Here is a 21,948-nt window from a genome sequence, read left to right as displayed (position 1 = left end):
CTCCGGTATCAAGGGCTCACCACGAGCGCCATGAGGCGATCGACGCGGCGAAGCATCTGGAAGGCAAGACCCCACTGCGCGTACTGCGCGCGGATGCCCTGTTTCGTGTTGGAAAAAGTGAGAAAGGTGGCGAACTCGGAGTTCTCGCCGGTCTGATAGCCATCGTTAAGATGCGTATCGATGACGTCGACAACCCATTCGGTCCTCTCAAGGACAAACGAGCAGCCCGAATACAGCGCGTTCGCATCGTGACCGCCACCGAGCAACAAGCGATCGCCGGCTTTTTTCAGCAACGAACGCAACGCCAGCAGTTCCCTGCAGACGTTGGCGATCAGGCCGGTGGAGCTGGCCAGCAACGTAGCAAGCTCCCTGTCCGAGAGTTCCGAGCTCCGAACGCGGCGCCCCGGTAGCTTCGCAGGACAACGCACCTCGTCCGGGTAGACCTGCGGGCGGATAACGGAAGGCAAGTGATTGGCAATCGCTTCCTGGTCGTTTTCATACCATTCGGCCAGCCACTCGCCCGCCTGCTCATCAGTTGCGCTCTCGTTGTAGTCCCAGTACCGGGCTGCGGTCTCGCTGAGATACCAGGCAGGAGTACGAATCAGCACCGTCTTGCCCGAAACGCGATCGACGATTGCGAAGAGCGTGTGCAGAAGAAGCGGATGCGCCTGCCTGAGTGACTCCGCAAGCGCCCCAACTTCGTGCATCCACTCGTCGGTCAGCCGTATACCCAGATGAAGCCCGGAGCCCGGCTTGAACTCTTTAGCTTCATGTTGATGATCAATCGCGTCGAGCACGGCGTTGGTATCACATAGCTGCAGGCCCATCGAGATGAAGCTCAACGGCTGCGACATCTGCCGGCGAACCCAAGCGAAGAACGCCTGCTGAAAGGCGTCCACGGGGCTGCAGGGGGTCTCGACATCCGCCGCGCGTAGCGGCGCGTGCCGGAATTGCTCGAGCACCAATGCGTCCAGTTGCGTATCGGGCCGCCACCGAATCGTGGCCTCGCGTGGTACCGCGTCCGCGAAATCCGGCAGCGTCAGAACACTAGCGGCAGCTCGATGTCTGGGAGCGGCAACGCCTGCCGGTTGCCAGGCCTCACCTGCGCCCGCATCGAACGATCGATCAACTGATGAAGGATCGAAGAGCATGTACGAACCTCGTCGTCATGTAAAAAAACCGCCCTTTCGGGCGGTTCCTGATTGAAGCCTTTCGCCGGATCGGCGAGCAGCTTGAGCAACGCGTCCTTACGCATGGTTTCCCTTGGCGCCGGCGGCGCGGGCGAATTTGTAGATCGCGGCCTCACCGGCAAACTCAGGCCCGTCGACCGTGGCGGTCGTTAGTTCCGGGTATTGCGCCGAATAGAGATCGCGCACGTCATTGGGCGAAAACGCCGGGCCGGGATCGGCAAACTTCATCCCGTTGTAGGTGAATTCACGAATGATCCTGGCAATGCTGATCGTCATGAGGCACCTCAACCGAGCAACGAGAAGAGATCGGACTTGCCGTCAGCGGGCGCGGCCGTTTCAGTCGCCGCTTGCACGGCATGGCTGCCGTGCCCGCTGACCTGTTCGTCCGCGTCATCGAGCTCGCTATCTCCGCCGTCATCATTCGACGCCGGTGTCGCAAGCGCTGGTTTCGAACCCTTCGACAGCGCCTTCTGCGCCTTGCCCGCCTGCGACTTCTCAGCCGCCTGCAGGATCTCGGTCGTGGCGCTCACCTGTTCCGCAAGGGAGCGGTGCGCGCCTTCGAACGTCTGCAATGCCTGCACGAAGCCTTCGTCGAGTTCGGCCGGCGTTGCGGTCAGCACCAGGGGCTGGCGCAGCGCGGCCTCTTTCGAATCGCCGCACGGCACCATCACCACCGACATCTGATCGCCCGCCATCTTCATCGTGAGCGTGACCTTGCCGGTCTCGCGCACGAACGCTTCGAGTTGCTGGAACATAAAAACCTCTCTGAAATAGAAAAAACGCCGCGCTGTCAGCAGACAGGCGGCGTAAAGGAGAAGCCGCGGCATAACCGCGACGCTGGATCAGTACTTGAGGACCTTGAGCAGCTTGCCGGTGTAGTCGAAGCCTTCGACCGCCAGCAATGCCTCGATGACCTCGGACTTGGACTTCGCGAAGACCTTCCTGAAGTTCTCGCCCATTGCGGTCCGCAGGCCGAGTTCGTCGGCCACCACCTTCATCTCCGACTTCGTGATGAGCTCCAGAAACTCCTTGTCGAGTTTCCAGTGCTTCGCGAGATCGAGCTTGTGGTGACGGCACATCGTCATGAGATACGGGACGTCGACGCCCTGGATCGCAGACAACGTGAGCGCGATCATCAGCTTCGCCTCCTGGTCCGGCTTGAGCGTTGCGGCCGCACTGGCCGCCTTGCCGAAATCACCCACCGAAGGCTTGTCGTCGATGAGCCGCTCCCAGATCGTGTTGACTGGGCCGGCCTCGACGCTGCGCGCCTGCCCTGTTGCCACGATCGCAAGCAGATACCGCTGCGCAAGAGCCGGATCCTGACTTACCTCACGGCGCAGGGCTTTTCGCCACAACGCCACGCGATACGTCTTGACGCGATCGGACTCGGAGACCGTCGTGGCCTCGGGCGTAGCGGCAGCAGGCTTGTTGCCCGTCGTCGCAGCGGAGGCCTTGGATGAGCCGTTCGACGCCGCTGCTTTCGCCACGGCCGGTTCGGCTTTCTCGACCTTCTCGCTCTTGATGCGCGCCGCCACCTTCTTCATATTGCAGACGGTGTCGAAGCACTGGCCCTTGTAGACCTTGCCAAGTGAGTCGGGCAGGCCACTGACCGCAGCACCGAAGTTCTGGCACGCGTAGCAGGCTTTCGACTGCTCGACGCCGACGCCCTTCGGACCTTCAGCCACGAGCTGGATGCGCGTGTTGTTGTCGCCTGGGCGCACGATACGGACGGTCTGGAACTCGTCACGCAGGCCGGTGGCCGTTGCTTCAAGTGCGCTTTCCGTCTTCTCGTTGTAGCAGTTGCGGTTTGTGCAGTTGCCGGTGCCAATAGACTCGCCGAACATCTCCGCCTGGGCGGCCGAGTTGTGCTGGCAACCGGCACAGTCGGCCTTGTCGAAGATCGCGGCCGACAGCGAGCACGCGGCCCGTTCCAGCACGCTTTTCAGTTCGCCTACCGTTCTCCCTTCCTTCACGATGACCGGCAGGAGCTTGTCCTGCTGCTCTTTGGTGAAGGCGGCAAACAGTTCGGCGTGGCCGAGCTTGATCGAACGGGTATTGAGCGCTTCCAGAACGCCGGCACTGCAATTCATGAGCGCGAGGCGACTGTTCAACGTCGCGACACTCCAGCCAATCCGGCGCGCGGCCTCCTCTCGATCGCCCTTGCAGCGCCCGACCAGCTTGGCGGTTTCAACGGCCTCTTCGCCGGGTGACATATCGGCGCGTTGGATGTTCTCAACCAGCGCAATTTCCTCGGCCTCGATTGCGTCGACGTTCTTGACAGATACGGGCATCTCGTAGGTTTCGCCATGCACATCCATAGCCGCCTTGAAACGACGGCCACCAGCGATAAGTTCGAAATTCCCGTCGTCGAGGGGACGAACGAGCACCGGTGTGTCGACACCGCGGGCGCGGACCGAATCGCGCATCTCCTCCATCTCTGCATCGTCGAAATACTTTCTCGGGTTCGCGCCGAGCTTGATGCGCGAAAGAGGGAGCGTTGGTTGCTGCAGGTTGATAGCTTGCATTGCGGATTCTCCTGAAGGGGAACCCGCGCCCCAACCGGGAAGAGGATTCCCGATGGGCAGATAAAAAATGGCCGTGACGGCCGGTGTCGATGCGCGAAAAGCGCAGTAGGTATTGCAACGATATCGTGTGCGCGGCGCCCACGCGACGGGAAAGGTCGCCAATTCGATACCGCTTTCGCAAAGAAAAAAGGCCCGGAATAATCCGGGCCTGAGGTCAATACCACCGTCAAAACAGCAGTCAAAACAACGTCAGCTGGTCGATCACCTCGAACACGTCGACAGGCCGCGCTGGCGTACTGACGATTTCGTCGAACAGATCGGCCAGCGCGCCAGCGTCGTCACTAACAGCCGCGTCTACCTCCACGACTGGGCGATCGAGAACCGCCACCTCCAACGCTTCGTCGGTGACCACTTCCACGCGCGCTTCGGCTTCCTCAATAACTGGCATACCGTCCTCAGGCTCGACAGCGACGGGCCCGTTTGCCAACTCCTGCGCCAACTCGCCATCGTCATCCGCTGCGGGCACCGCGCGCATGATCGAGCGCATGGCATCGTGCGAGCGGCGTGCCCGCAACTTCCGGTTCCAGCCACCCAGCACGTGTGCCGGCGTGAACCAGTGCCCCCACACTTCCATCGTGAGCGCATTACCATGCACCACAATCGCCGGAATATGCAGCAGTGCGAGCTGCAGATAAGTCATGTGGACACAGCAAGGGTCGATATCTATACAGGTTGCGTGCATCGTCTGCTGATAGTTCAACCCGGCGTCGTGGAACGCCTCTGCCGTCGCAATCACCATTCCGCCTGCCCCGCAGGCAGGTTCGTGAACGCGGGCAAAGCCCTGCGCGTCTGCACGTGCCACCGCGTCGCCGCCGATCATACCGGCCATCAACTTCGACACGTGATAGGGCGTGAAGAACTGCCCACTTCGATCGTTGCCCAGATCCAGCATCATGTACGTCTGGCCAAGTACGTCCGTCAGATTCGACGCCATCACCCCGCGTTCACGCGCGGCGGCCATGACGCCGACGCGCTTATCGAATGCCAGCGTGATTTCCGCAAGCATTAACGGAAATCGCGCGACCTCTTCCTTCTTGTACTTGCCGACGATTTCAAGATAGCGCTTCTCACGCGCGTCAAACTGCCCGCGATCCACGCTGTTACTGATCGCAAGCGCGGCCAGCTCAACAAAGTCGCGAAACACGGAATCGAGATGATGCCCGTACGAAAACTGCTTGATGAGGGAAACGAAATTACGCTGATGTTCATCAGCAGTCTGATCGAATTTGCGCTCGGCGCTTTTGCGGCTCATGCCCGCTCCTGAATGAAGAACGGGGCATGGCCCCTGGGGAGCGAAATGCCCCAGAGGGATGGAAAAGAAATAGCTGGCAGGTGCCGGCAGGTCGATGCGTCGATGACGCAATAGTGCGAGCCATCGTACGAGAGCGGCGGCCACGCTGGAGGCGCGAAAGGCCGCGATCTCCAATGCGCTTTCGATCAACGACCTGGATGAGTTATCCACAGATTCCGGGGACAACCTTGTGGAGAAGGTACACGGCGACCCACGCGCAGCGAGTATGGGCGGCCTTTCGGCAGTCATTTGCCTCATTCCAGGATCGACGCCCGTTTGAGAATGAACGCGCGGAAGCAACCTCGCGTTCGCGTCACTCCCTGGAGATCACATGTTCGACTTCAAAAAACGCCGCCCCTAGGTGGGTTCAGCCATTTCCGCGTCGCTGCACTGGCTGGATCGATCCATACAGTCGCGTGCCTGATCGCATGGCTGTATGCGACAAGCTTCGCGGTCTCCGCAGGGGTGCGTATGCTGTTCGCACCGGCGCCATCGCTGCTCAACGCGTTTCACGACGACCTCTATCGGCGCATCCGCCTGCTGGTTGGTACCCCCGTCAGCGGCACGATGTCAATCTCCCGGACCCACGCCATCTGACCTGAATCGACGTGCCGGAACATCCAGCCCGCTCCACCGCGTTGCGTAGCACGCGCCCGGTTTCCAGGCGCGTGCAGCCTAAAGCCCGGAATGATGCAGTTTTTGTGAAGCTTTCCAGCAAATTCACGACCCATGGAAAGCTCGCCAAGATCGACGGGCTTTTGCCCATCGATGCCCTCGCCCTCGCGCCATGATCGTTTCATGGCTCCTCCCTCCCCTTCCTACGACACGCTCTCGTTGAGGCTTCGCCGCGTGAACTACCAGACGGGTCCGACCGACTGGAGCGAAGGGGTCGTCACCCAGCACGACCCCGACAGCGGCATGGTCACGGTCATGGATACCGACGACGGCTCGTTCTGGCACGGCCCCGAAGGCTGCGTTGAAATCCTTGCCTGACTTTCTCCCTCTATATGTACTCTCTACCCGAAAACCTCGCGATCATCGCCGCCCCCGTGTTTGCTTGGTGGGCACTCCACCGTGCGTGCGGCGAGTTCTGGCACCGGTCATGGATCGCAAGCGCTGTATTCGGCGCGCTGATCGTGATCGGAGCGCTGCTCTCGGTTATTGACGAGTTGCGCAAACGACGTGAACCGCAACGCTCAACCGAACGCGAATGTGTCGCGCCGGGCAAGGAGGCCGCTGATGCCTGATGTGTCGTTCTCCGGCCGGCGGGTTCCACTCGCCGAGGTACAGGAGCACCCGTCGCGCCATGCCAGCGCACTGGAGCGCGCGAAGCGCACGCCCGGCCACGCACTGTGCCACTGCCGGCCGTCACTGCCACGCAAACTCGTGATCCGCCGCTACGGAACGCTCTTCCATCTCGCCGGCTGGCCCGACGACGGCGTGAACCGCGTAGAAGGGTGCGATTTCCGCAAGGACGCACAAAGCAAGACTAGCGTCAGCAACGACAGCACCGCGGCGATCGTCTGTGGCCCGGACGGGCTGGACGTGCGCCTGGACGCCTCGCTCGTGCAACGGGATGGGCTCACGTCGACTGACCGGGCACCGGAAACTGGCGGGGGCGCACGGGCGTCGCGCCGCAGCGCTCCGCTCCTCGCTTTCATCCATGCACTCTGGGAGAGCGCCGGCCTGAGTTCCTGGTCCAGCACATCCATGGCGCGCGGCTGGGGCGCAGTGAATTCGATACTGCTGGCTGGCCTTGGCGACAGCGCGAGGATCAACGGTGCAGCCGCCGAAGACGCGCTCCACATCATGCGCCGCTATGAAGAAAGCGGCCGCGAAGCCATCAATGCCGAGTTCGATGCGTTCATGGGCAGGATCACCAACGACGGATCTACCTCCAGACGCGCCCTGCTGCTTGGCGAGATTGGCGACGTGGCAGCAACACAGTACGGCTACGCCATCACGCTGCGCCAACGCAAGCAGCGCTATTTCACGACTCCCGAACTGGCCGAGCGAGCCCAGAAGTCCTACGCACACGCGTGGCGTGCCATCGGCGTGAGCGACGCGCGCGTGATCGCTCTGCTGCTCGTCGAGCGTACAACGAAGGGGCATCTTCGCGCGGTTGATCTCGCGATGATGTTGTGCTCATCAGCATTCCTGCCCTGCGATTCTATTCACGAAGTGGCGATGGCCAACCGGCTGGTCGCGGAGCGTCGCGTCTTTGAAAAGCCGATCCGGATGACGGACGGCGACGACATGCTGCCGGATTTCGTGCTGCTCGACACCCGGCCGCCGACCCACATCGAGGTATACGGGATGAACGGCCTCGCGACATACGAGCGCCGCAAGCAGGAAAAGCAGCGACTGCGCGCCGAACGTGGCATTCCGGCCGTCGAATGGAATATCGACCGCGAAACCCTGAACACCGTGCTTTTACCACCGTCCGCCGCGCAGGCTTGACTTCGCGCAGGGTCCCATAGGCTGAAAGCGTGACTCACGCTTTCTTCATCGCCAACGGACCTCCTCGCCATGACACATGCCCTCCCTTCCCCCGCACCCACGAGCGATCTCGAAACTGGCTACCGCCAGCGGTTTCCCGGCGCACCCGCCGACACCGTGGCGGTGCAGGCAGTACAGGCCTGGCTCGACGTCCAGCCGCCCCTCTATCCAAGTCCATTGCAGGCAACTGCGGGGGCCACGATCGCAGCATGGCTCTACCGTCGTTCGGTCGAATTCGTCCAGCGCGGCCTGCAGAGCCTGGACACCCGACACTGGAACGCCGCGCGCGAGCTGTGCCGCGCGGCCGATACCCTGATCGCGTCGGGGGACGCTGCCACGCCTGCGCCGGACACGCGTTACGGCAGTTCACCGCGCCCCGCGCGCGAACGCGCCGGCCGCCTCTTCGCAACAATCGCCCACGCCCGCCTGGATCTGCTGGCCATGCCCGACTCGATCGCGCGCACCGGTCTCTCGAATGCGCTTGACGATGCCGAGCTGCTCGCGCGCGACGTGATCGACAATCCGGTTCCGGCCTACGTGCTCGACGCACTGGATCGCATGTGCACGCCACTGGATGAATCGATCACCCACGGACCGACCGCCATTGATGATGCGCGGGCGATGGAGACGATCCGCGCCTACGTGCTCGGCGATAACACAGAGAGCGAGGCATAACGATGGCCGAAAATTCCAGCATCGAATGGACGGACCACACGTTTTCACCCTGGATCGGATGCGCGAAGGTGTCGCCTGGCTGCGACCATTGCTACGCAGAGCAGCTAATGGATAAGCGCCTGCGCAAAGTCGCATGGGGGCCGTCCGAAACCCGGCTTCGCACATCGAGCACGAACTGGCGTCAGCCGCTTCAGTGGAACGCTGCGCACGCGACATTTTTCGCCGCAAATGGGCGGCGCCAGCGCGTGTTTTGTTCGCCGCTCGCCGACGTCTTCGACAATGCTGTAGATCCCGCCTGGCGCGTCGACCTGTTCCGCCTCATCGCGAAGACACCCAACCTGGACTGGATGTTGCTCACGAAACGTGTCGGCAACGCACGCGCAATGCTCAACGATGTCGTCGAAGAACTGTCCTGCGGCTTGAATACGTGGGACGAACTGGCGTGGCCCGGGGTGTGGATCGGAGCGACGATCGTCGACCAGAACGAAGCCGATCGCGATATTCCAAAGCTGCTTCAGACGCCCGCGCACGTCAAGTTCCTCAGCATGGAACCACTTCTCGGGCCGGTCGATATCGGCGACTACCTCAAGCCCGGCTGGCCGAACTGCGCAACAGGTTTCGTTCAGGGCGAGCGCTACGAGGCGGGCTATTGCGGCACATGCGCAGGTCACGTGTCCGATCCCATCCATGATCCAGCGAAGCACGACTTCGTGGACTGGGTCATCGTGGGCGGAGAGAGCGGACCGCACGCACGCCCCATGCACCCCGCGTGGGCCGAAGGACTGCGCGACCAGTGCGCAGACGCCGACGTGCCCTTCCTGTTCAAGCAATGGGGCGAATGGGCGTCGACGTCGGACCTCGGGGAGCACACGATCCGGCGCGCGGCGCGCCCCGGAATCTGCGTTTGCCCATCCGGGCACACCCACGTCGACGGGATCACCGGCGCGACCGAAACCGCACCCTCAGACGGCAACGTTCGCATGCTCCGCGTCGGCAAGAAAGCTGCAGGCCGTTTGCTCGCCGGTCGCGGACACCACGCCTTCCCCATCACAGGCCCATCCACCCGCGATGTCCCGATGGCCGGTTAGCAGTTTAGGCCGGATACCCACGCCTGTTCCGGCTTTTGTAAAGCCCTCGCTCGCGCAATAATCTGGGCAACCTTCAAAATCGCCCACAGAGCGCCATGTACGAGCAACTCGTCCCGTGTGACCATTGCGGCGGCCGACCCACCATCGGTCGCTCGCAACGCCTGATTTCCCCCTGTCCCGACCCGATTTACGATCCTTCGCGCTGGGGAAGACTCTCTGGCCCCCCCCGGATCGGCGACCAGGCGATGCGCCCGCCCGAGGCGCCCGCCACCGAGCCGCTCGTCTGCATCTACTGTGATGGTTGCGGCATGCAGACACCCTGGCAGCCCTGTGCCGAGGACGATACGGCCGCACGTAACGCGGCCGGCAAAATCTGGAACCAGCGCCTCAATCGGCCGGAAGCTGAAAAAACGGATCTGCAACGACTGGTCGAGCGCGAGGTGGGCGCGACTGACATTCCCGCTGTGCTCGACCTGCTTTCACGCACGAAAGATAACTGGGACGAGATGGGGCCGATGTTCGCGATGATCGCCCGCCGCCTCGTCGACGCAACGGTTGTGACGTTCGACTCCTGGCCGATTGACCCGGTACTCAACGACGCCGCACGTTATCGAAAACTCGTGCAGCTCGCGAAATGGGTCGAAATCGAAGGCGAGCGCTACGTGCAGTTCCCAAAGGTATACACCCAACGCGAACATCTCGACATGCTGTACGAAGATGCGATTGCTGTCGCCGTTGACACGCTGCCTGATCGTGACCGCTGGTAGGTCTTAGGCGGAAACAACACGCAAAAAAAAACCGGCCAATGGCCGGTCGAAGAGTGTTCTGGCTGTTCCGAGGGCTTGCCAGAACCTGAGAGACAAATTCATTTTGCCTCACCGTCTGTCCTGCCAACGCCTCGTATCGTTTGATGTTTGACAGCCATTCGTGTCGACATTCACGACGTTCAGGATCGCTCAAAATCCTCAGTTCGGCGCGCCGTCTTGATTGATCGCCGCTGGCGCGCGCAGTTCAGGCCTGCTCCATGCCAGCATCGAGCAGCCGGTACAGCGCCTGCCGGGAAATGCCTAGCGCGGACGCCGCGTGCGTCTTGTTTCCCCCAGCCGCTTCGAGCGCTGCCCGTGCCTCGGCCTGAGTCGGATTGTGCTTGCCTAGACGATCCTGCTGCGCGAACGTCGAGAGATAGGCATTCGCCTTGGTCAGGCGACTGTGACCTGCCGCCTCCACCACACGGCGCATTGCCTGCGCATGCAGTTCCGGATCAGGACGTGCGTCGGATTGCTTGACCGGCGCGGCCACCCCAGATACGCGCTCATAGACTTCCTGCAGGTACTGATGGCGTAGCCCATGGCTTGTCACGCCAAGCGCCGATTTGGTGATGCCATGCCGCGCGAGCACGTAGTAATACCAGTCCCGCCACTGCTTAAGCGTGCGATCGGCCGGCACCGTCGAGCCGGTCAGCGGATTCGCGAGCCGCGCCGCCGCTTCGAGCACGTCATACCTCTCCTCGATCGGCACCTCACGAGCCCGGCCCCCCTTCGTGCCCCGTGTGACTTCAAGCACGTCTTTATCCTTCACCGCACGCGCGGGCTGCAGCATGAAGCTCTCCTCGATCCGCAATCCGAACGCGGCTTGCAACCGTAGCTGGACCGCTACGCGCGGGCACGTCCCGGCGATCGCAGCGATCTTTTCGTGGGCGCTTACGCCATTCGCCGCCCACGACCGGTCGACTTCGGCCACATAGGAACGCACGAGCCCGTTTCCCTTGCGATCCGTGTAGTCGTCCAGCGTGCCGACAAGATTGTCTTTGCTCATCCACCCGGCCAGCGCGCGCAGATACGTCAGCTTGTTCTCGATCGTCCCGCCGCTCTGCCGTGCGCCAACCCAGTGCTGCACCAGCCATTCGATGTGCTTGCGTTTCAGGCTCCACGGCGTGGCGAGCGCAAAGCCACCTTCGCGCAATTCGACCAGCGCTGCGCAGATACCGCGCACGCGGTACTCCTGCGTCTTGATCGACAGCGCTCTCGCGCTGATCCGCGTTTTGCTATGCACGTCCGATACGTGATCGTCCAGCAACCGGATCAGCGCTTCCGATATCGTCGGCGTCAGCCGGTACCCGCGCACCACCGCGCGTACGTTCAATATTGCTGCCATGTTTTCTCCGCGATGCGGCCTATGCGGCTGTCGCCCTGACAACGCGCACCCTTATGCCCATGCCCGCCGCCTTAGGCGCGATGCCCCTGCCCGGCATCGCCCATACCGCATGCGGCTGTTCTGTTCGTCGCCCAGCGCTCGCCTGGCGGCTTCGCCGATACCCCCGGCGCGGGGTTACAACCCTTGAACTGCCTTCCTGTCCTTTAGCGATTCCATCCGATCAGCCCGACGCACGGAAGAGATGCGTTCCGACTGTCCACCTTGCTGCGGCGCAGGCCGGATCGCGCTTCGCGCAAACCCGTTCCCGCGGTTACTGCTGTGCTGCCTTGCCGCCTGCTGTGGCTACCCGACCGGCCCCGGACGCCCTCAAGCGTCTGGATGGCGCGAACGACACATGGCCGTTCACGCACCCGGGCCAGCTGCCGGGTAATTCCTGTTGCGCATTTCTGGTGACGGCTGCGCGGACCGTTTCTGTCTTCCGTACGAGGAGGCGCGAATCACTGGCGTGGCCAGCGCGCAGGCTCTCCCCCGTTCCGAAGCACGTTCATCTCCGCCGCGGTGTATCGGGCTTCGTGAACGCACCCAGCACTCTGGGCTGAAGGAACGTGTGCAGGCGCATGGGAAAGCGGTCGCGAACTGTCCAACTGTCCGCGTCCACATTTCCTCAATGCGCCACATTGCGGCGGACACCCGCCAATCGTATGGATATCGCACTGTCCAGTGGTCCTCAAGATGGATCACTGGGGACTTGATCTGACTGAAAAAAAATCCGCCTCACGGTGGAGCGCGGACATTCGGGGAATTTCGGGTCCTTGCGGACCGGGGATGTGGCCCAACGGGCCGGGGGAAGACGCACGAAGTGCCTTGCACTTCTGGTCGATGCGTCAAAGACGCGGCAGGTATGGCAAGGATACGGCCTCTACGCAAGCGCAAACGCTCAAAAGATGCCCTCATCCGGCGCGCTTTCGCTGACTTGACTTCGCAAACGGCTCGATAGACTGGAATCAGCAATGTCCGGGATTTGCCCGGAGTTTGCCTGGCATGCCCAGGTAACTCCGGGATAAACCCGGAGTTTGAAGGTGCGCGTGTCGCAAAGTCCGGGATTATCCCGGACTTTGATCAGGTGTTCTCCACAAACTCCGGGATAAACCCGGAGTTCGCATTGACCACGCAGACGAACGCGCCCGCTATGCAGCCGTTCATCAGCGTTACAACCGATCATTTTTCTGGAGAGAAAAACACATGAAAACTTCCGTCTTCGCTATCGACGTCGGTTACGGCAATACCAAATACGCTTACCGTGCAGCCGGCGGCTCGATCGTCACCGATATGTTCCCTTCGCTTGCGCCACTGGCCGCGACGCGCTCGATCTCGGCTTATGGCGAAGGCGTGCTGGCTACGCGCAAGGTCGCCACCGTAACCATCGACAAGATCGAATATGAAGTCGGCCCCGACGTCTCGCTCACGGCGGCCTACGGCAAAACCGGCCGCGCGCTTGCGGACGACTACGTGCTCAGCAACAACCATGCAGCACTCCTCTTCGGTTCGATCCACTTCTCCGGCGTGACGCATATCGAGTGCCTCGTGCTTGGCCTGCCCGTTCATAACATGGAGAAGTATTCCGAGACGCTCAAGGAACGCTTCACGGGAGAGCAGGATTTTGGCTGCGGCCGTGTCAAGGTCGACAAGGTCAAGGTCATCCCGCAACCGCTGGGTTCGCTCATTCTGGCGTCCAGCACGCGAGGGACGAAATTCAACCCGAATGACGAGCATCTGGTCATCGACGTCGGCTATTTCACAACCGACTGGGTCTACGCGAAGGGCTTCGCAATGGACAACACCCGCAGTGGCGGCATGCCCGGGGGTGCGTCCCACATCTACCAGCGCATTGCAAACCTGATTTCGCGCGACGAAGGCGAAGTGGTCGAAGACATCGAAATGATCGACAAGGCACTGCGAGAGCGCTCGACGTTCCTCTTTTACGGCAAGGACATCGACCTCACGCCCTACGTCGAGCTCGCCGAGCCGATCATCGCGGGCGTCGTACAGGCGATCCAGAACAATGTCGGCAAGATGCCAAGCCTGCGCTCGATCATTCTCTCTGGCGGCGGTGCTGCGCTCTATGCGGCGGTCCTGCGACGCGCGTTTCCGCGTCTCGTGATTGAAATGATCGACTCGCCTTGTATTGCCAACGCTCGAGGCTACCTGCTGGTCGGAGAAGCAGGCCTCGCACGTGATCGCCGCGCAGCATGAACGGCAAATTCGTGATGGAGGTCACGGTCCCGCAGTTGCAGCATCCGTTGCTGTACGAACGGCTGCGCGCCTGCGCGAGCCCACGCGAGCGCGCAGCCGTGTTTCGCGCACTCGCGGAGGCCCAGCTGCGGGGCGATCACAGCACGTCAGGTAGCGCACGTGGGCACGGCGAAAGCGATGTTTCCTCCGTTGAGGCTGCGTTCCCCCCACCGCCTCGCGACACGCCCGCGCGCTCGCAGTCGGTGAGCGCAACGGCAGCGTCCACACCGACCGCGACGCCTGCGATCACCGCGGCAGGCTTCGAACCGGTACGCGTGGACGACTCGGATTCGTCGGGAGCCGTGTTCGGTAGCTACCTGGAAAGCGCTGGTTTTCTGTGACGCGTCACTGCATGCCAGCTATGGCGCGCGAACAGGCCCGCGACTTTCCGCAGTCCTGCGTATGCACCGGTGCATACGCAGGCTCGCAATCACGCGGGCTGGTTCATGCACCGGTGCATACACAACATCCAGCGCCGCACTTTCGCGATTTGCACCAGTGCATACGCCCGGCCCGTCAGACGTCGACAACTTGACTTCCGATACGGCGTGTCAACATGAATCAACAGCACGGTAAGGCACGATCCAGCGCCACTTGCACCGGTGCATACACCCAACCACCCGCGACAGGAAAAGAACAATGGAATATCAACTGCTCAACGCCATCCTCCACGGCGAACGTCTGAATGAGCCACTCACGTGGGTTTATCTGGCTGCACTCGCCGCGGTCGCCATCGCTGGCTGGAAGTTCGGCGAGGTGTCGTTCAGCCTCGCCCAACGCAAGCAGGGCGACGAATAATGGAAGCCGTCGCCATGGAACAGAAGTGGATGGAAAAGCTGCTGCGGGCGTGGCTGCGATTCAGGCAGTGGCCAATGATCGGCCAACGCGCCGCCATCGCCACCGCGTGTTACCTGATGTGGCTCTTCTCGATCTGGCTCTACAGTCTGGGGCTGCACAGCACCGGTGAATTTATTGGCGCCGTTTTCGCCTTCGCGTGCTTCTTCGCAGCCGGCGGCGAGTACGTCGTGCGCGGTGCGTTTTTCCTGCTGAAGTGGTGGCTGCGCATCTTCTAGCCGACCCGGGATGTACGGACGAAAAAAAACGGCGGCCCCATTGCTTTGGGGACGCCGTTTTTTCAAGTGCTGGAATCATTGCGCGCGAGGCGCCGACAGAACCGCCAGTCGTCGCGTGCAAAAATCAAAAGCCGCATCGAACGGTTCGTCGCGCGCGACTGTCTTGCAACTGACCCGGTCGAACACATCGTAGCCTGTCGCCTCGGATTTCCACACTGGCTGGTGCCCGTTCGCGGCGCCATTGGTCGCCACGATCGTGAACCGGTTACCAACCCTCATCTGAAAGAAGCTCATTTCCCGCCTCGAGAAAAAAGCCCGACGGACTGCCCCCGGCGGGGACGAATCCCGACCGGGCTGGTTAAAAGACAAGCCGGTTACCCGGCGGTACTTCAGAAAGCCATCGCAACGCGTGACGCGGGCACAGGCTGATGACCGAACAGCGCATTCGCGTGGGACGCCAGATAGCGCGTTTTCCACTGGTCTGCGAAGTCCGTTCCACGCACACGCGGGCGATGCAGAACGACGGTGTAGCCTTCGGTACGCAAGCGCTTCGCAAGCGTCATCCCGGCGACCACGCCAGGCGACTTGCCCGTCTTCGGATCAATATGGTCGAAGTCCATGAAGATGTGCACGACCTTGATTCCCAGACCGTCCGGGACAACGAACTGCGAAAGCAGTACCCGATTCAGGCAGTTCCAGACCGGCACGCCGGTCTCCATGAAACCGCCGTACACCGTCTCCAGCCCCTCGCCAACACCGATCTCGCCATCGACCGGATGCATCAGACGCACGGCACCTCCCGCGAGCGGGTTGAGCGTCATGTCGTTGAGCTTCGATTCAAGAATCTCGCCGTCCAGCGACACGATCGACGCCTTGGCGGGCTTGACCGGATCCAGGAACGTGCGATGCAGCGTTCCGAGTCGCCCATCGGGCAACTCGAACCGCGCAAGAATGCCTGGCCACTCGCCGAGCACCTTGCCGTCGTACCGATACTCGAGCATGCCGAGTCGCAGCGAACTGGACGGACCAGCGCTCAGACCGGGCACGCGCTCCTGCAGATAACGCATCGAAAGATCCCCGACCGCCTGTGGCCGTGCGGAATTCCACATGCCCATCAGGCGCTTTTCAACGAAGGCAGGGCTGGCCTTTCTCTTCGGCCTGGGGGCCTTACCGTCGACGACCCGGCGTGTTGACGCCGGCGCGCCGCCCGTGAGTTCCCGCATCAGTTTGAACAGGCCGATACAGCTCACACGCGTGATCAGTTGCAGGCCATCGCCAGCCATGGGATCGCCGTCATTGCACTTGCGGCACACCCAGTTGCCGCGTCCATGCCTGTTGTCATAGGTAAATCGGTCATCGCCACCGCAGACCGGACAGGATGTCGCCTTTCCGGTCAGATAACTGCCTGCGATGCCGTAACTCATCAAGGTCGAGATCCACGCCTCAGGCGAGAGCGCAAATCCCTTCAGCGTGCGTTGCAGCCAGTCGCGCTGCTCGGGCGATAGCCCGCGTCCAGTCGTACTCATAGATCACTCTCCTGGAAGGAAGTGGGTTGGGTCGGTGCCTGAGACAGGCGTAAGAACGCGTGCTCAAAAGAGCGGCCTGCACGCAGCGCGAGCGGCTCTTTTCAGCAGGTTCGTGTGTGGGAATCAGATGACCGGCGCGCAGCTGGGATGCCGAAGCGCGGCGAAAGGGATGCGTCGCACGACGCACCCGGAGGTGCGCCGCGAAACGTCGGTGAGGATTTACGGGATCAGAAAATCCTGAAGGTGAGATTTTTCGGGATCAAATTGCGGCCCACGCTGCGCGTGCATATGCACATCGGAACGGAATAACATCGTCGAAGTCTGAGAAGCCTCCACCGCCAGAATGTGCCGGTGCAGCTGGCTGGTTTCGACCGCCGGTTGCGGGTGCCACAGCGCGGCCACCTCGTCCACCCGCGGCATGCCCGGTTGAGCGATTCGCCTGCCGATCGGGACGCGCACTGGACGTATCCTGCTCGAAGCTCTCGCCGTCAGACTCGCGTCGCTCTGCATTGCGCTCGCCACCCGCACGACCACCGAGCATCTGCATCTGGTCGGCGACGATCTCCGTCGAATAGCGATCGCTGCCATCCTGCGCCTGCCACTTGCGCGTACGCAGGCGGCCTTCGATATAGACCGACGAGCCTTTTTTTACATACTCGCTGACGATCTCGGCGAGGCGCCCGAAAAAAACAACCCGGTGCCATTCCGTCATTTCCTTGAACTCGCCCGACGCCTTGTCCTTGTAGCGATCGGTGGTAGCGAGACGGATATTGGCCACAGCGTCACCGCTGGGCAGATAACGCACTTCCGGCTCCGCGCCAAGATTGCCGAGGAGGATGACCTTGTTGACCGATGCCATGGATAAAACTCCTGATTAACGTGTGATGGACCAAAGCCACTTGTCCCAGAGGACCTGCTGGCCGTCTTTCATGACCGGGCGTCCGCCATCTGTGAAGGCCGGTACCTTGATCTTTTCGAGCCTGCGAACCGATACGACTTCACCGACCCGGCATCTCGAATCGGCAATCGCGTCCTTGAGCCCTTCGCCTTGCAGAACCTGCTCGCCGAATGAGGTCTCGATACGCATGGCAAACGATGTGTAAAACGGCTTGCCGCTCGGCTTGCGGTTGGGAAACTTCTCCTCGCCCCAGCCCACGACACGGCCCGTCGTCGCAACGAGATTGCTACGTCCGCGGCCACGTGACGCGCGCGGCGCGTCGGTGCTGCGTGGCTGACGCTCGAACGTCGGCGTGACCGACTCGTCATGCCGGGATAGCCCGACAGGGATTGCTTCGGCCGCTTCGACGGCAACATGCCGTTGCTGCGGCGTGCCCCCTGAACGAATCGCCACTGCGATCGCGTCACGCAGCTGCACGGCGTGCTGATGCACAACGGACCAGTGGGGCGCGAGTTCCGGGAGTATCTTGGTACCGAACCGCGTATCCCGAGGAGCCTCCTCGAATGCTGGCTGGAACTGCACGACGCAATCGCCTTCGTCGACAAAGAGATGGGGAATACCGTTGATATTGACGATGGTCTCGTTGGAAGCGCCGAGACCAACCCGACGGGGAACGTCGGGAGTGAAGCTCGCGGCGGGCGCCGTCGGCGAAGACTGCTGGGCCTTGATCGTGCCGTTTGCCGCACCAGGGAAAAGCTCCGCGAAGGCGCGGATGAGATAGGGAACGGCCATGTTGCTCTCCTAAAGCAGCGATCCGAAACAGACGCGCTTGAGTTCTGCGAGGTCCCGCGCAAGGAGCGGCGTGTCCATGATCACGGTCTGCAGCGTCTCCGGATCGACACCGTTGACGCTGCACACGTGCTCGTAGGACAGCGCACCATCCCAGTAGCCCATGATCCAGCCAAGCGTCGCGCGATAGTCGTCGGCATCGACCTTCACGTTGCGCAGCCGCTCGCTGAGCATTGAGGCGCAGTCCATCAGCGATTCAGGCATCCGGTCCCCGCGGCGGCTGTCACGCGCGAGCGCGATCAGGGCGTCGACCATCGCCTCACGCACGGATGCGCTCCAGAGATGAGGATCAGGAAGGGGGTCGGGTTTTGGGGGAACGACGAGTACCGGAGTGGCCTCGCCAAAGATGTCGAGCTGCCAGGCAGCGACTTCTGGTTTCATGGATTGCTCCGGACGCGGCCGGGCAATCGCATCGCCCAGGCCGGGAATGGATTCCCGGCGTGGGTAAGGGCCACCGCAGCAAACGCTGCGGTGGTAGGGACTGACGGGCCCTAGTCGTGGGTGCCCGTTTTCTTCATGGGGATGACAACTGCCGACCTGGCGTATTGCCGGGCCGGTGTTGCCTGGTTCGCCGCAGCGGGAACCGCAGGCGTTTGAAAAGCGCTTGCCGCTGCTGCCTGTCTGAGCGCCTCGTCGCGCACCTGGTCGGCACGCTGGCGCTCGAGCTCGGCGTCCGCTGCCTGAATGGCTCTGGCCTTGAGCATGAGTTGCTTGCGCACCCAGTAAACCGTGGCCGCTGCAAGGAAGACTCCGACGAAGAAAGACATCGAGGCAAGGTAAATGACGAAACACAGGGCAACCAGCTTGCCCGGTGATTTCAGAACGTCTTTAACGAAAAGCTCCAGCATTTTTCTCTCCAGAAAAATTAACGCACAAGGGAATCTCCAGGCTTGACCTGGTGGTTTCGATGCTCTGACTGAGCAAGGAAAACCGGTGCGCGAAGCACGTTCGCAGTGACCCGCGATGCGGCGGATCACTGCGAACGGACTTGCTGCGAGGAAAGAAGACAGGCGGGGGCAACACGATGCTCGTGCCGCCAGGTCGATGCGTGCGTAACGCGAGGGATATTGGCAGCGTAGCTGATGTGCTCACGCACAGCGACGCGCAATCATCGCGAAATCGCGGCAGCTTTCGCAATGAGCCGGGTTTCCCAGGCGCGTGCAACGCAAAACCCGGAATGGTGCACTTTTTGTCGAGCTTTCCAACTTAATAAAGAATGGCCGTCGCTAAGCCGCGCGGACTTGACTTCGAAAAAGGCCTGGCAGACTGGACTCACTACCACCTTGAAGCGGAGTTCCTATGTCCGGCCTTTTCGTGCTGCTCGTCCTGGGCTACCTCGGTTATCGCCTCTCGAAGCGCGTGCCCGGCGCACGTCGTCGTATGGGCAGTCCTTGGAGGCAGCCTGCGCCGTCGACGCCGCCCGCCACGCGCGCTCAGGTCAGCGGCGAAGCGGGTGAAGCCGCTGTAGGCGCCGAGTTGCGGCGCGTGCTCACGTGGCTGTGCGGCGATAACTTCCATCTTCACGATGGCGCGGTCCTGCTGCACCACGCGCCGGGCACCGCGTTTCCGACCGCCGAAATAGACCATCTCGTAGTTGCGCCGTTCGGCATCTTCGTGATCGAGACGAAGAACTGGAGCGGGACCATCGCTCCCGCAAGCGCCCACGACGAGATTGTCCGCACAGGCCACAACGGCACGCCTGAACTGCGCCGCTCGCCTCTCGCCCAGAACCGCACCAAGGTCGCGTTTCTCAACGACCGGCTGCCGCGTGTCTGGCCCATTGAAGGTCTCGCGGTCTTCTCCTCACCTGCCTGCACCCTTCACCCGGACCTGCCGATGTCGATCGTCCATATCAGCGAGCTGGCTCACTGGATGCGGGAGCGCCGTCATACGTTCGATTTGTCGGGAAGAAGACCCGTCAATGTTAAGACCGCGTGGCAGGCAATTATGCTGAATACATCAATTTCGGAAACCGAATTAGATTTGCATCGCGAACGTTTGCGAAGCGTCTCTAAAGTTCTCGCAAACGATGCCGTATGAATAATCTCAGCCTCTTTTAAGTGAAAGCTACATGAATTCCGCCATCTTTCGCCCAGCTGACGCCCTTCGCGCGCGCGTACCCTTAGCCAGTATGAGTATTGGAGCGCCGCGTCATACCAAGAATGCACGGCCAGTCCGGACCTGCGTTACGCATTTGAGAACACCATGAATACCAGCAATTCTCCCAGACGCGCCCGCCTTACCCGCGGGCAGATCGAATCTGCCGCACGGGAGGCACTTGTCGCGCCCCTGATCAGGCCCGGCCCGAGGCCCTCGAGTTTCTTCGAATGACTGATATGCAGCTTCTGGTCGGGGAACACATCTCCGACGAGATCATCGACGCGGTGATTGAAATGCGGACAGACGACCCGACCGTGTCCACGCGCGACGTTAAAGCGTTTGTTGCTCGATTGCTGCGTGCTGGCCCCGGGCCTGCGGAGCACGAGAGCGGTCCTGACGCACCGTTACCGTAAAAGCACGCCGCGTGGCCAATCCGTAACAAGTATCAGAATGCAAACTTCGAGAGATGTATGACAGACAAGAAAAATCCACCCGTTGACGCACTCTTTGATCCGACCATCCCGGAAGCCGGCGTCGTGGTAGCCGCTGACGACGAATCCCTGGACTTCGTCGGAACGCACCTGCCATCGCGCAGTGACATCGCGGTCGCGACGCGAGAAATGTTTGGCTCGCTCCCCGAGGACCTGATCCAGGACCTCCTGCGCAGCAGTACCGAGATCAACGAGTCGGTACGGCGCATCATGAATGAGCACATGAACTTGGGGTTCCGGTTCGGCGAGATCATGCGCATCGTGCATCGCGCCTACATGGCCGCGTACGGTGACACCACGAAAACGCTTCAGCGCGCCAAGCGCGACGCTTTTGCCTATATTGAGAAGCTCCATCGGATCTCGAACTCGAAAGTCCGCATTCACATCGAGGCCTACACCAAGTTTCACAACAATTCGGACGCGGTCGAGTTTCTGCGCAAGACCGATATGCAGATGCTGCTCGGCAAGGACATCGGCGACGACGTCGTGAATGCTGTAATCGACGCACGCAAGGCCAATCCGGAGATGAGCACGCGCGAGGTGAAGGACCTGATCGCAGCGTACCGGCACAAGCAGGATGAGCTGACAGCCACACTCGAGCAGGTCGAAACCATCAACAACGAGTTCGCCAAGCTCACCACGCTCTACGAGCTCAGCCGCGCGGAGGAGCAACGCCTGAATCGCGATATGGAGCGCATGCGTCTTGAGCGCACTGAATCGCAGGCGGCGACGGACCGGCTGCGCAATGAATTGACGCTGGTCGGCAACTCAAAAAACGCGCTGCACCAGGAACTCACCGACGTCCAGAACCAGCTGGCCGAGGCCCGACGCGAGCATAACGAAGCCCGGAACCAGCCGCCGGCCAGTGACAACCCCGAAGCCCAGGCGGATCTAGACCGGATCAATGCTGAGTTCGCAAGGCTGATGGCCGAGTCGGCCGATCTCAACCGGAAGATCGAAGCGCAGCGGGCTGAAGAGGCCGATGTCAAGGCAAAGCTGCAGCAGTCTCAGGAGGCGCTCGACATGCGCAGGCGCCTCGACGAGGAAATGAATGGGCTTCTGGTCGGTTTCGGCGAATTCGTCCAGAAATACCATAGCGCGCAGCTGCTCTGCACTGCCGGAAGTGCGCTCGACCAGTATAGACCGCTCTTTGACGCGCTCGCTGACATCGTCGGCAAATTCCACGCAGAGATCCAGGTCGCGAGAAAAGCAGCCTGAATACACCACAACGCGTACG

General features: G+C 61.6%; 26 protein-coding genes. 13 read left to right on the top strand and 13 right to left on the bottom strand.

Translation table 11 applies throughout. The features are described 5' to 3' along the window. Positions 1-8: 8 nt before the first annotated feature. The 6 genes from U5A67_RS34615 to U5A67_RS34590 form a co-directional block, all read right to left on the bottom strand. Positions 9-1,151: a PRTRC system protein F gene (locus tag U5A67_RS34615; protein ID WP_321817861.1), complete on the bottom strand. Its 1,143-nt coding sequence runs from the start codon at positions 1,149-1,151 to the stop codon at positions 9-11. Between the two features lie 96 nt (positions 1,152-1,247). Then, positions 1,248-1,466 carry a PRTRC system protein C gene (locus U5A67_RS34610; RefSeq protein ID WP_321817860.1) on the bottom strand — a complete coding sequence of 73 codons (219 nt, stop codon included), beginning with the start codon at positions 1,464-1,466 and terminating at the stop codon, positions 1,248-1,250. A gap of 8 nt (positions 1,467-1,474) precedes the next feature. Beyond that, entirely contained in the window at positions 1,475-1,945 is a 471-nt protein-coding gene (locus tag U5A67_RS34605) for a PRTRC system protein E (RefSeq protein ID WP_321817859.1), read from the bottom strand. Between the two features lie 87 nt (positions 1,946-2,032). Next, positions 2,033-3,715 carry a PRTRC system ParB family protein gene (locus tag U5A67_RS34600; RefSeq protein WP_321817858.1) on the bottom strand — a complete coding sequence of 561 codons (1,683 nt, stop codon included), beginning with the start codon at positions 3,713-3,715 and terminating at the stop codon, positions 2,033-2,035. Between the two features lie 238 nt (positions 3,716-3,953). Then, the gene (locus tag U5A67_RS34595) at positions 3,954-5,027 is read right to left on the bottom strand and encodes an N-6 DNA methylase (RefSeq protein ID WP_321817857.1); all 1,074 of its coding nucleotides are present in this window, start codon (positions 5,025-5,027) and stop codon (positions 3,954-3,956) included. 560 nt (positions 5,028-5,587) lie between these two features. Next, complete coding sequence (locus U5A67_RS34590; RefSeq protein ID WP_321959788.1) at positions 5,588-5,866, bottom strand: hypothetical protein; 279 nt, start codon at positions 5,864-5,866, stop codon at positions 5,588-5,590. Between U5A67_RS34590 and U5A67_RS34585 the strand changes: the two genes are divergently transcribed. From U5A67_RS34585 to U5A67_RS34560, 6 genes are all read left to right on the top strand, one after another. Then, positions 5,865-6,059, top strand: coding sequence for a hypothetical protein (locus tag U5A67_RS34585; protein ID WP_321817855.1), 195 nt, complete (start codon positions 5,865-5,867; stop codon positions 6,057-6,059). The two genes, U5A67_RS34590 and U5A67_RS34585, sit on opposite strands and share 2 nt — an antisense overlap. Positions 6,060-6,073: 14 nt before the next feature. Beyond that, a complete protein-coding gene (locus tag U5A67_RS34580; protein ID WP_321817854.1) occupies positions 6,074-6,313 on the top strand; it encodes a hypothetical protein in 240 nt (79 codons plus the stop codon). Further along, complete coding sequence (locus U5A67_RS34575) at positions 6,306-7,526, top strand: DUF1173 family protein (RefSeq protein ID WP_321817853.1); 1,221 nt, start codon at positions 6,306-6,308, stop codon at positions 7,524-7,526. Before U5A67_RS34580 ends, U5A67_RS34575 begins: the two co-directional genes overlap by 8 nt. 69 nt (positions 7,527-7,595) lie before the next feature. Further along, positions 7,596-8,240, top strand: a complete 645-nt coding sequence (locus U5A67_RS34570) for a hypothetical protein (RefSeq protein WP_321817852.1) — start codon at positions 7,596-7,598, stop codon at positions 8,238-8,240. A 2-nt stretch (positions 8,241-8,242) separates the two neighbouring features. Further along, a complete protein-coding gene (locus U5A67_RS34565) occupies positions 8,243-9,328 on the top strand; it encodes a phage Gp37/Gp68 family protein (protein WP_321817851.1) in 1,086 nt (361 codons plus the stop codon). Between the two features lie 95 nt (positions 9,329-9,423). Continuing rightward, positions 9,424-10,095, top strand: a complete 672-nt coding sequence (locus U5A67_RS34560) for a Lar family restriction alleviation protein (protein WP_321817850.1) — start codon at positions 9,424-9,426, stop codon at positions 10,093-10,095. Positions 10,096-10,339: 244 nt separating this feature from the next. Here U5A67_RS34560 and U5A67_RS34555 read toward each other — a convergent pair whose 3' ends face one another. Further along, positions 10,340-11,482, bottom strand: a complete 1,143-nt coding sequence (locus U5A67_RS34555) for an integrase domain-containing protein (protein ID WP_321817849.1) — start codon at positions 11,480-11,482, stop codon at positions 10,340-10,342. A 1,242-nt stretch (positions 11,483-12,724) separates the two neighbouring features. Between U5A67_RS34555 and U5A67_RS34550 the strand changes: the two genes are divergently transcribed. The 4 genes from U5A67_RS34550 (at position 12,725) to U5A67_RS34535 (ending at position 14,847) form a co-directional block, all read left to right on the top strand. Further along, positions 12,725-13,735, top strand: coding sequence for a PRTRC system protein D (locus tag U5A67_RS34550; RefSeq protein ID WP_321817848.1), 1,011 nt, complete (start codon positions 12,725-12,727; stop codon positions 13,733-13,735). Then, positions 13,732-14,115, top strand: coding sequence for a hypothetical protein (locus U5A67_RS34545; RefSeq protein WP_321817847.1), 384 nt, complete (start codon positions 13,732-13,734; stop codon positions 14,113-14,115). The genes U5A67_RS34550 and U5A67_RS34545 overlap by 4 nt, the downstream gene beginning before the upstream one ends. A gap of 298 nt (positions 14,116-14,413) precedes the next feature. Then, a complete protein-coding gene (locus U5A67_RS34540; protein ID WP_321817846.1) occupies positions 14,414-14,572 on the top strand; it encodes a hypothetical protein in 159 nt (52 codons plus the stop codon). Further along, positions 14,572-14,847 (top strand): hypothetical protein, encoded by a 276-nt coding sequence (locus tag U5A67_RS34535; protein ID WP_321817845.1) that lies wholly within the window; start codon positions 14,572-14,574, stop codon positions 14,845-14,847. Before U5A67_RS34540 ends, U5A67_RS34535 begins: the two co-directional genes overlap by 1 nt. A gap of 75 nt (positions 14,848-14,922) precedes the next feature. On the opposite strand, the gene U5A67_RS34530 is transcribed toward U5A67_RS34535, so the two are convergent. The 6 genes from U5A67_RS34530 to U5A67_RS34505 form a co-directional block, all read right to left on the bottom strand. Continuing rightward, positions 14,923-15,141 (bottom strand): hypothetical protein, encoded by a 219-nt coding sequence (locus U5A67_RS34530; protein ID WP_321817844.1) that lies wholly within the window; start codon positions 15,139-15,141, stop codon positions 14,923-14,925. A 95-nt stretch (positions 15,142-15,236) separates the two neighbouring features. Then, positions 15,237-16,373, bottom strand: coding sequence for a primase-helicase zinc-binding domain-containing protein (locus tag U5A67_RS34525; RefSeq protein ID WP_321817843.1), 1,137 nt, complete (start codon positions 16,371-16,373; stop codon positions 15,237-15,239). A gap of 259 nt (positions 16,374-16,632) precedes the next feature. Beyond that, on the bottom strand, positions 16,633-17,232 hold the full coding sequence (locus U5A67_RS34520) for a single-stranded DNA-binding protein (protein ID WP_321817842.1): 600 nt from the start codon (positions 17,230-17,232) through the stop codon (positions 16,633-16,635). A 15-nt stretch (positions 17,233-17,247) separates the two neighbouring features. After that, positions 17,248-18,063 (bottom strand): hypothetical protein, encoded by an 816-nt coding sequence (locus U5A67_RS34515; protein ID WP_321817841.1) that lies wholly within the window; start codon positions 18,061-18,063, stop codon positions 17,248-17,250. Positions 18,064-18,072: 9 nt separating this feature from the next. After that, a complete protein-coding gene (locus tag U5A67_RS34510; protein ID WP_321817840.1) occupies positions 18,073-18,501 on the bottom strand; it encodes a hypothetical protein in 429 nt (142 codons plus the stop codon). Positions 18,502-18,611: 110 nt separating this feature from the next. Further along, a complete protein-coding gene (locus U5A67_RS34505) occupies positions 18,612-18,968 on the bottom strand; it encodes a hypothetical protein (RefSeq protein WP_321817839.1) in 357 nt (118 codons plus the stop codon). A gap of 451 nt (positions 18,969-19,419) precedes the next feature. On the opposite strand from U5A67_RS34505, the gene U5A67_RS34500 reads away from it, so the two are divergent. The 3 genes from U5A67_RS34500 to U5A67_RS34490 all read left to right on the top strand — a co-directional run bounded on the left by U5A67_RS34500 (position 19,420) and on the right by U5A67_RS34490 (position 21,929). After that, positions 19,420-20,160, top strand: a complete 741-nt coding sequence (locus U5A67_RS34500) for a nuclease-related domain-containing protein (RefSeq protein ID WP_321817838.1) — start codon at positions 19,420-19,422, stop codon at positions 20,158-20,160. 287 nt (positions 20,161-20,447) lie between these two features. After that, the gene (locus U5A67_RS34495) at positions 20,448-20,633 is read left to right on the top strand and encodes a hypothetical protein (protein WP_321817837.1); all 186 of its coding nucleotides are present in this window, start codon (positions 20,448-20,450) and stop codon (positions 20,631-20,633) included. A gap of 57 nt (positions 20,634-20,690) precedes the next feature. Beyond that, positions 20,691-21,929: a hypothetical protein gene (locus tag U5A67_RS34490; protein WP_321817836.1), complete on the top strand. Its 1,239-nt coding sequence runs from the start codon at positions 20,691-20,693 to the stop codon at positions 21,927-21,929. The last annotated feature ends 19 nt before the right edge of the window (positions 21,930-21,948 follow it).

Origin of the sequence: Paraburkholderia sp. J69-1 (genome assembly GCF_905220255.1) — a bacterium.
Taxonomy (GTDB): domain Bacteria; phylum Pseudomonadota; class Gammaproteobacteria; order Burkholderiales; family Burkholderiaceae; genus Paraburkholderia.
Note: the sequence above shows the minus strand (reverse complement) of the source record. Positions and strands in the feature narration are given on the sequence as shown.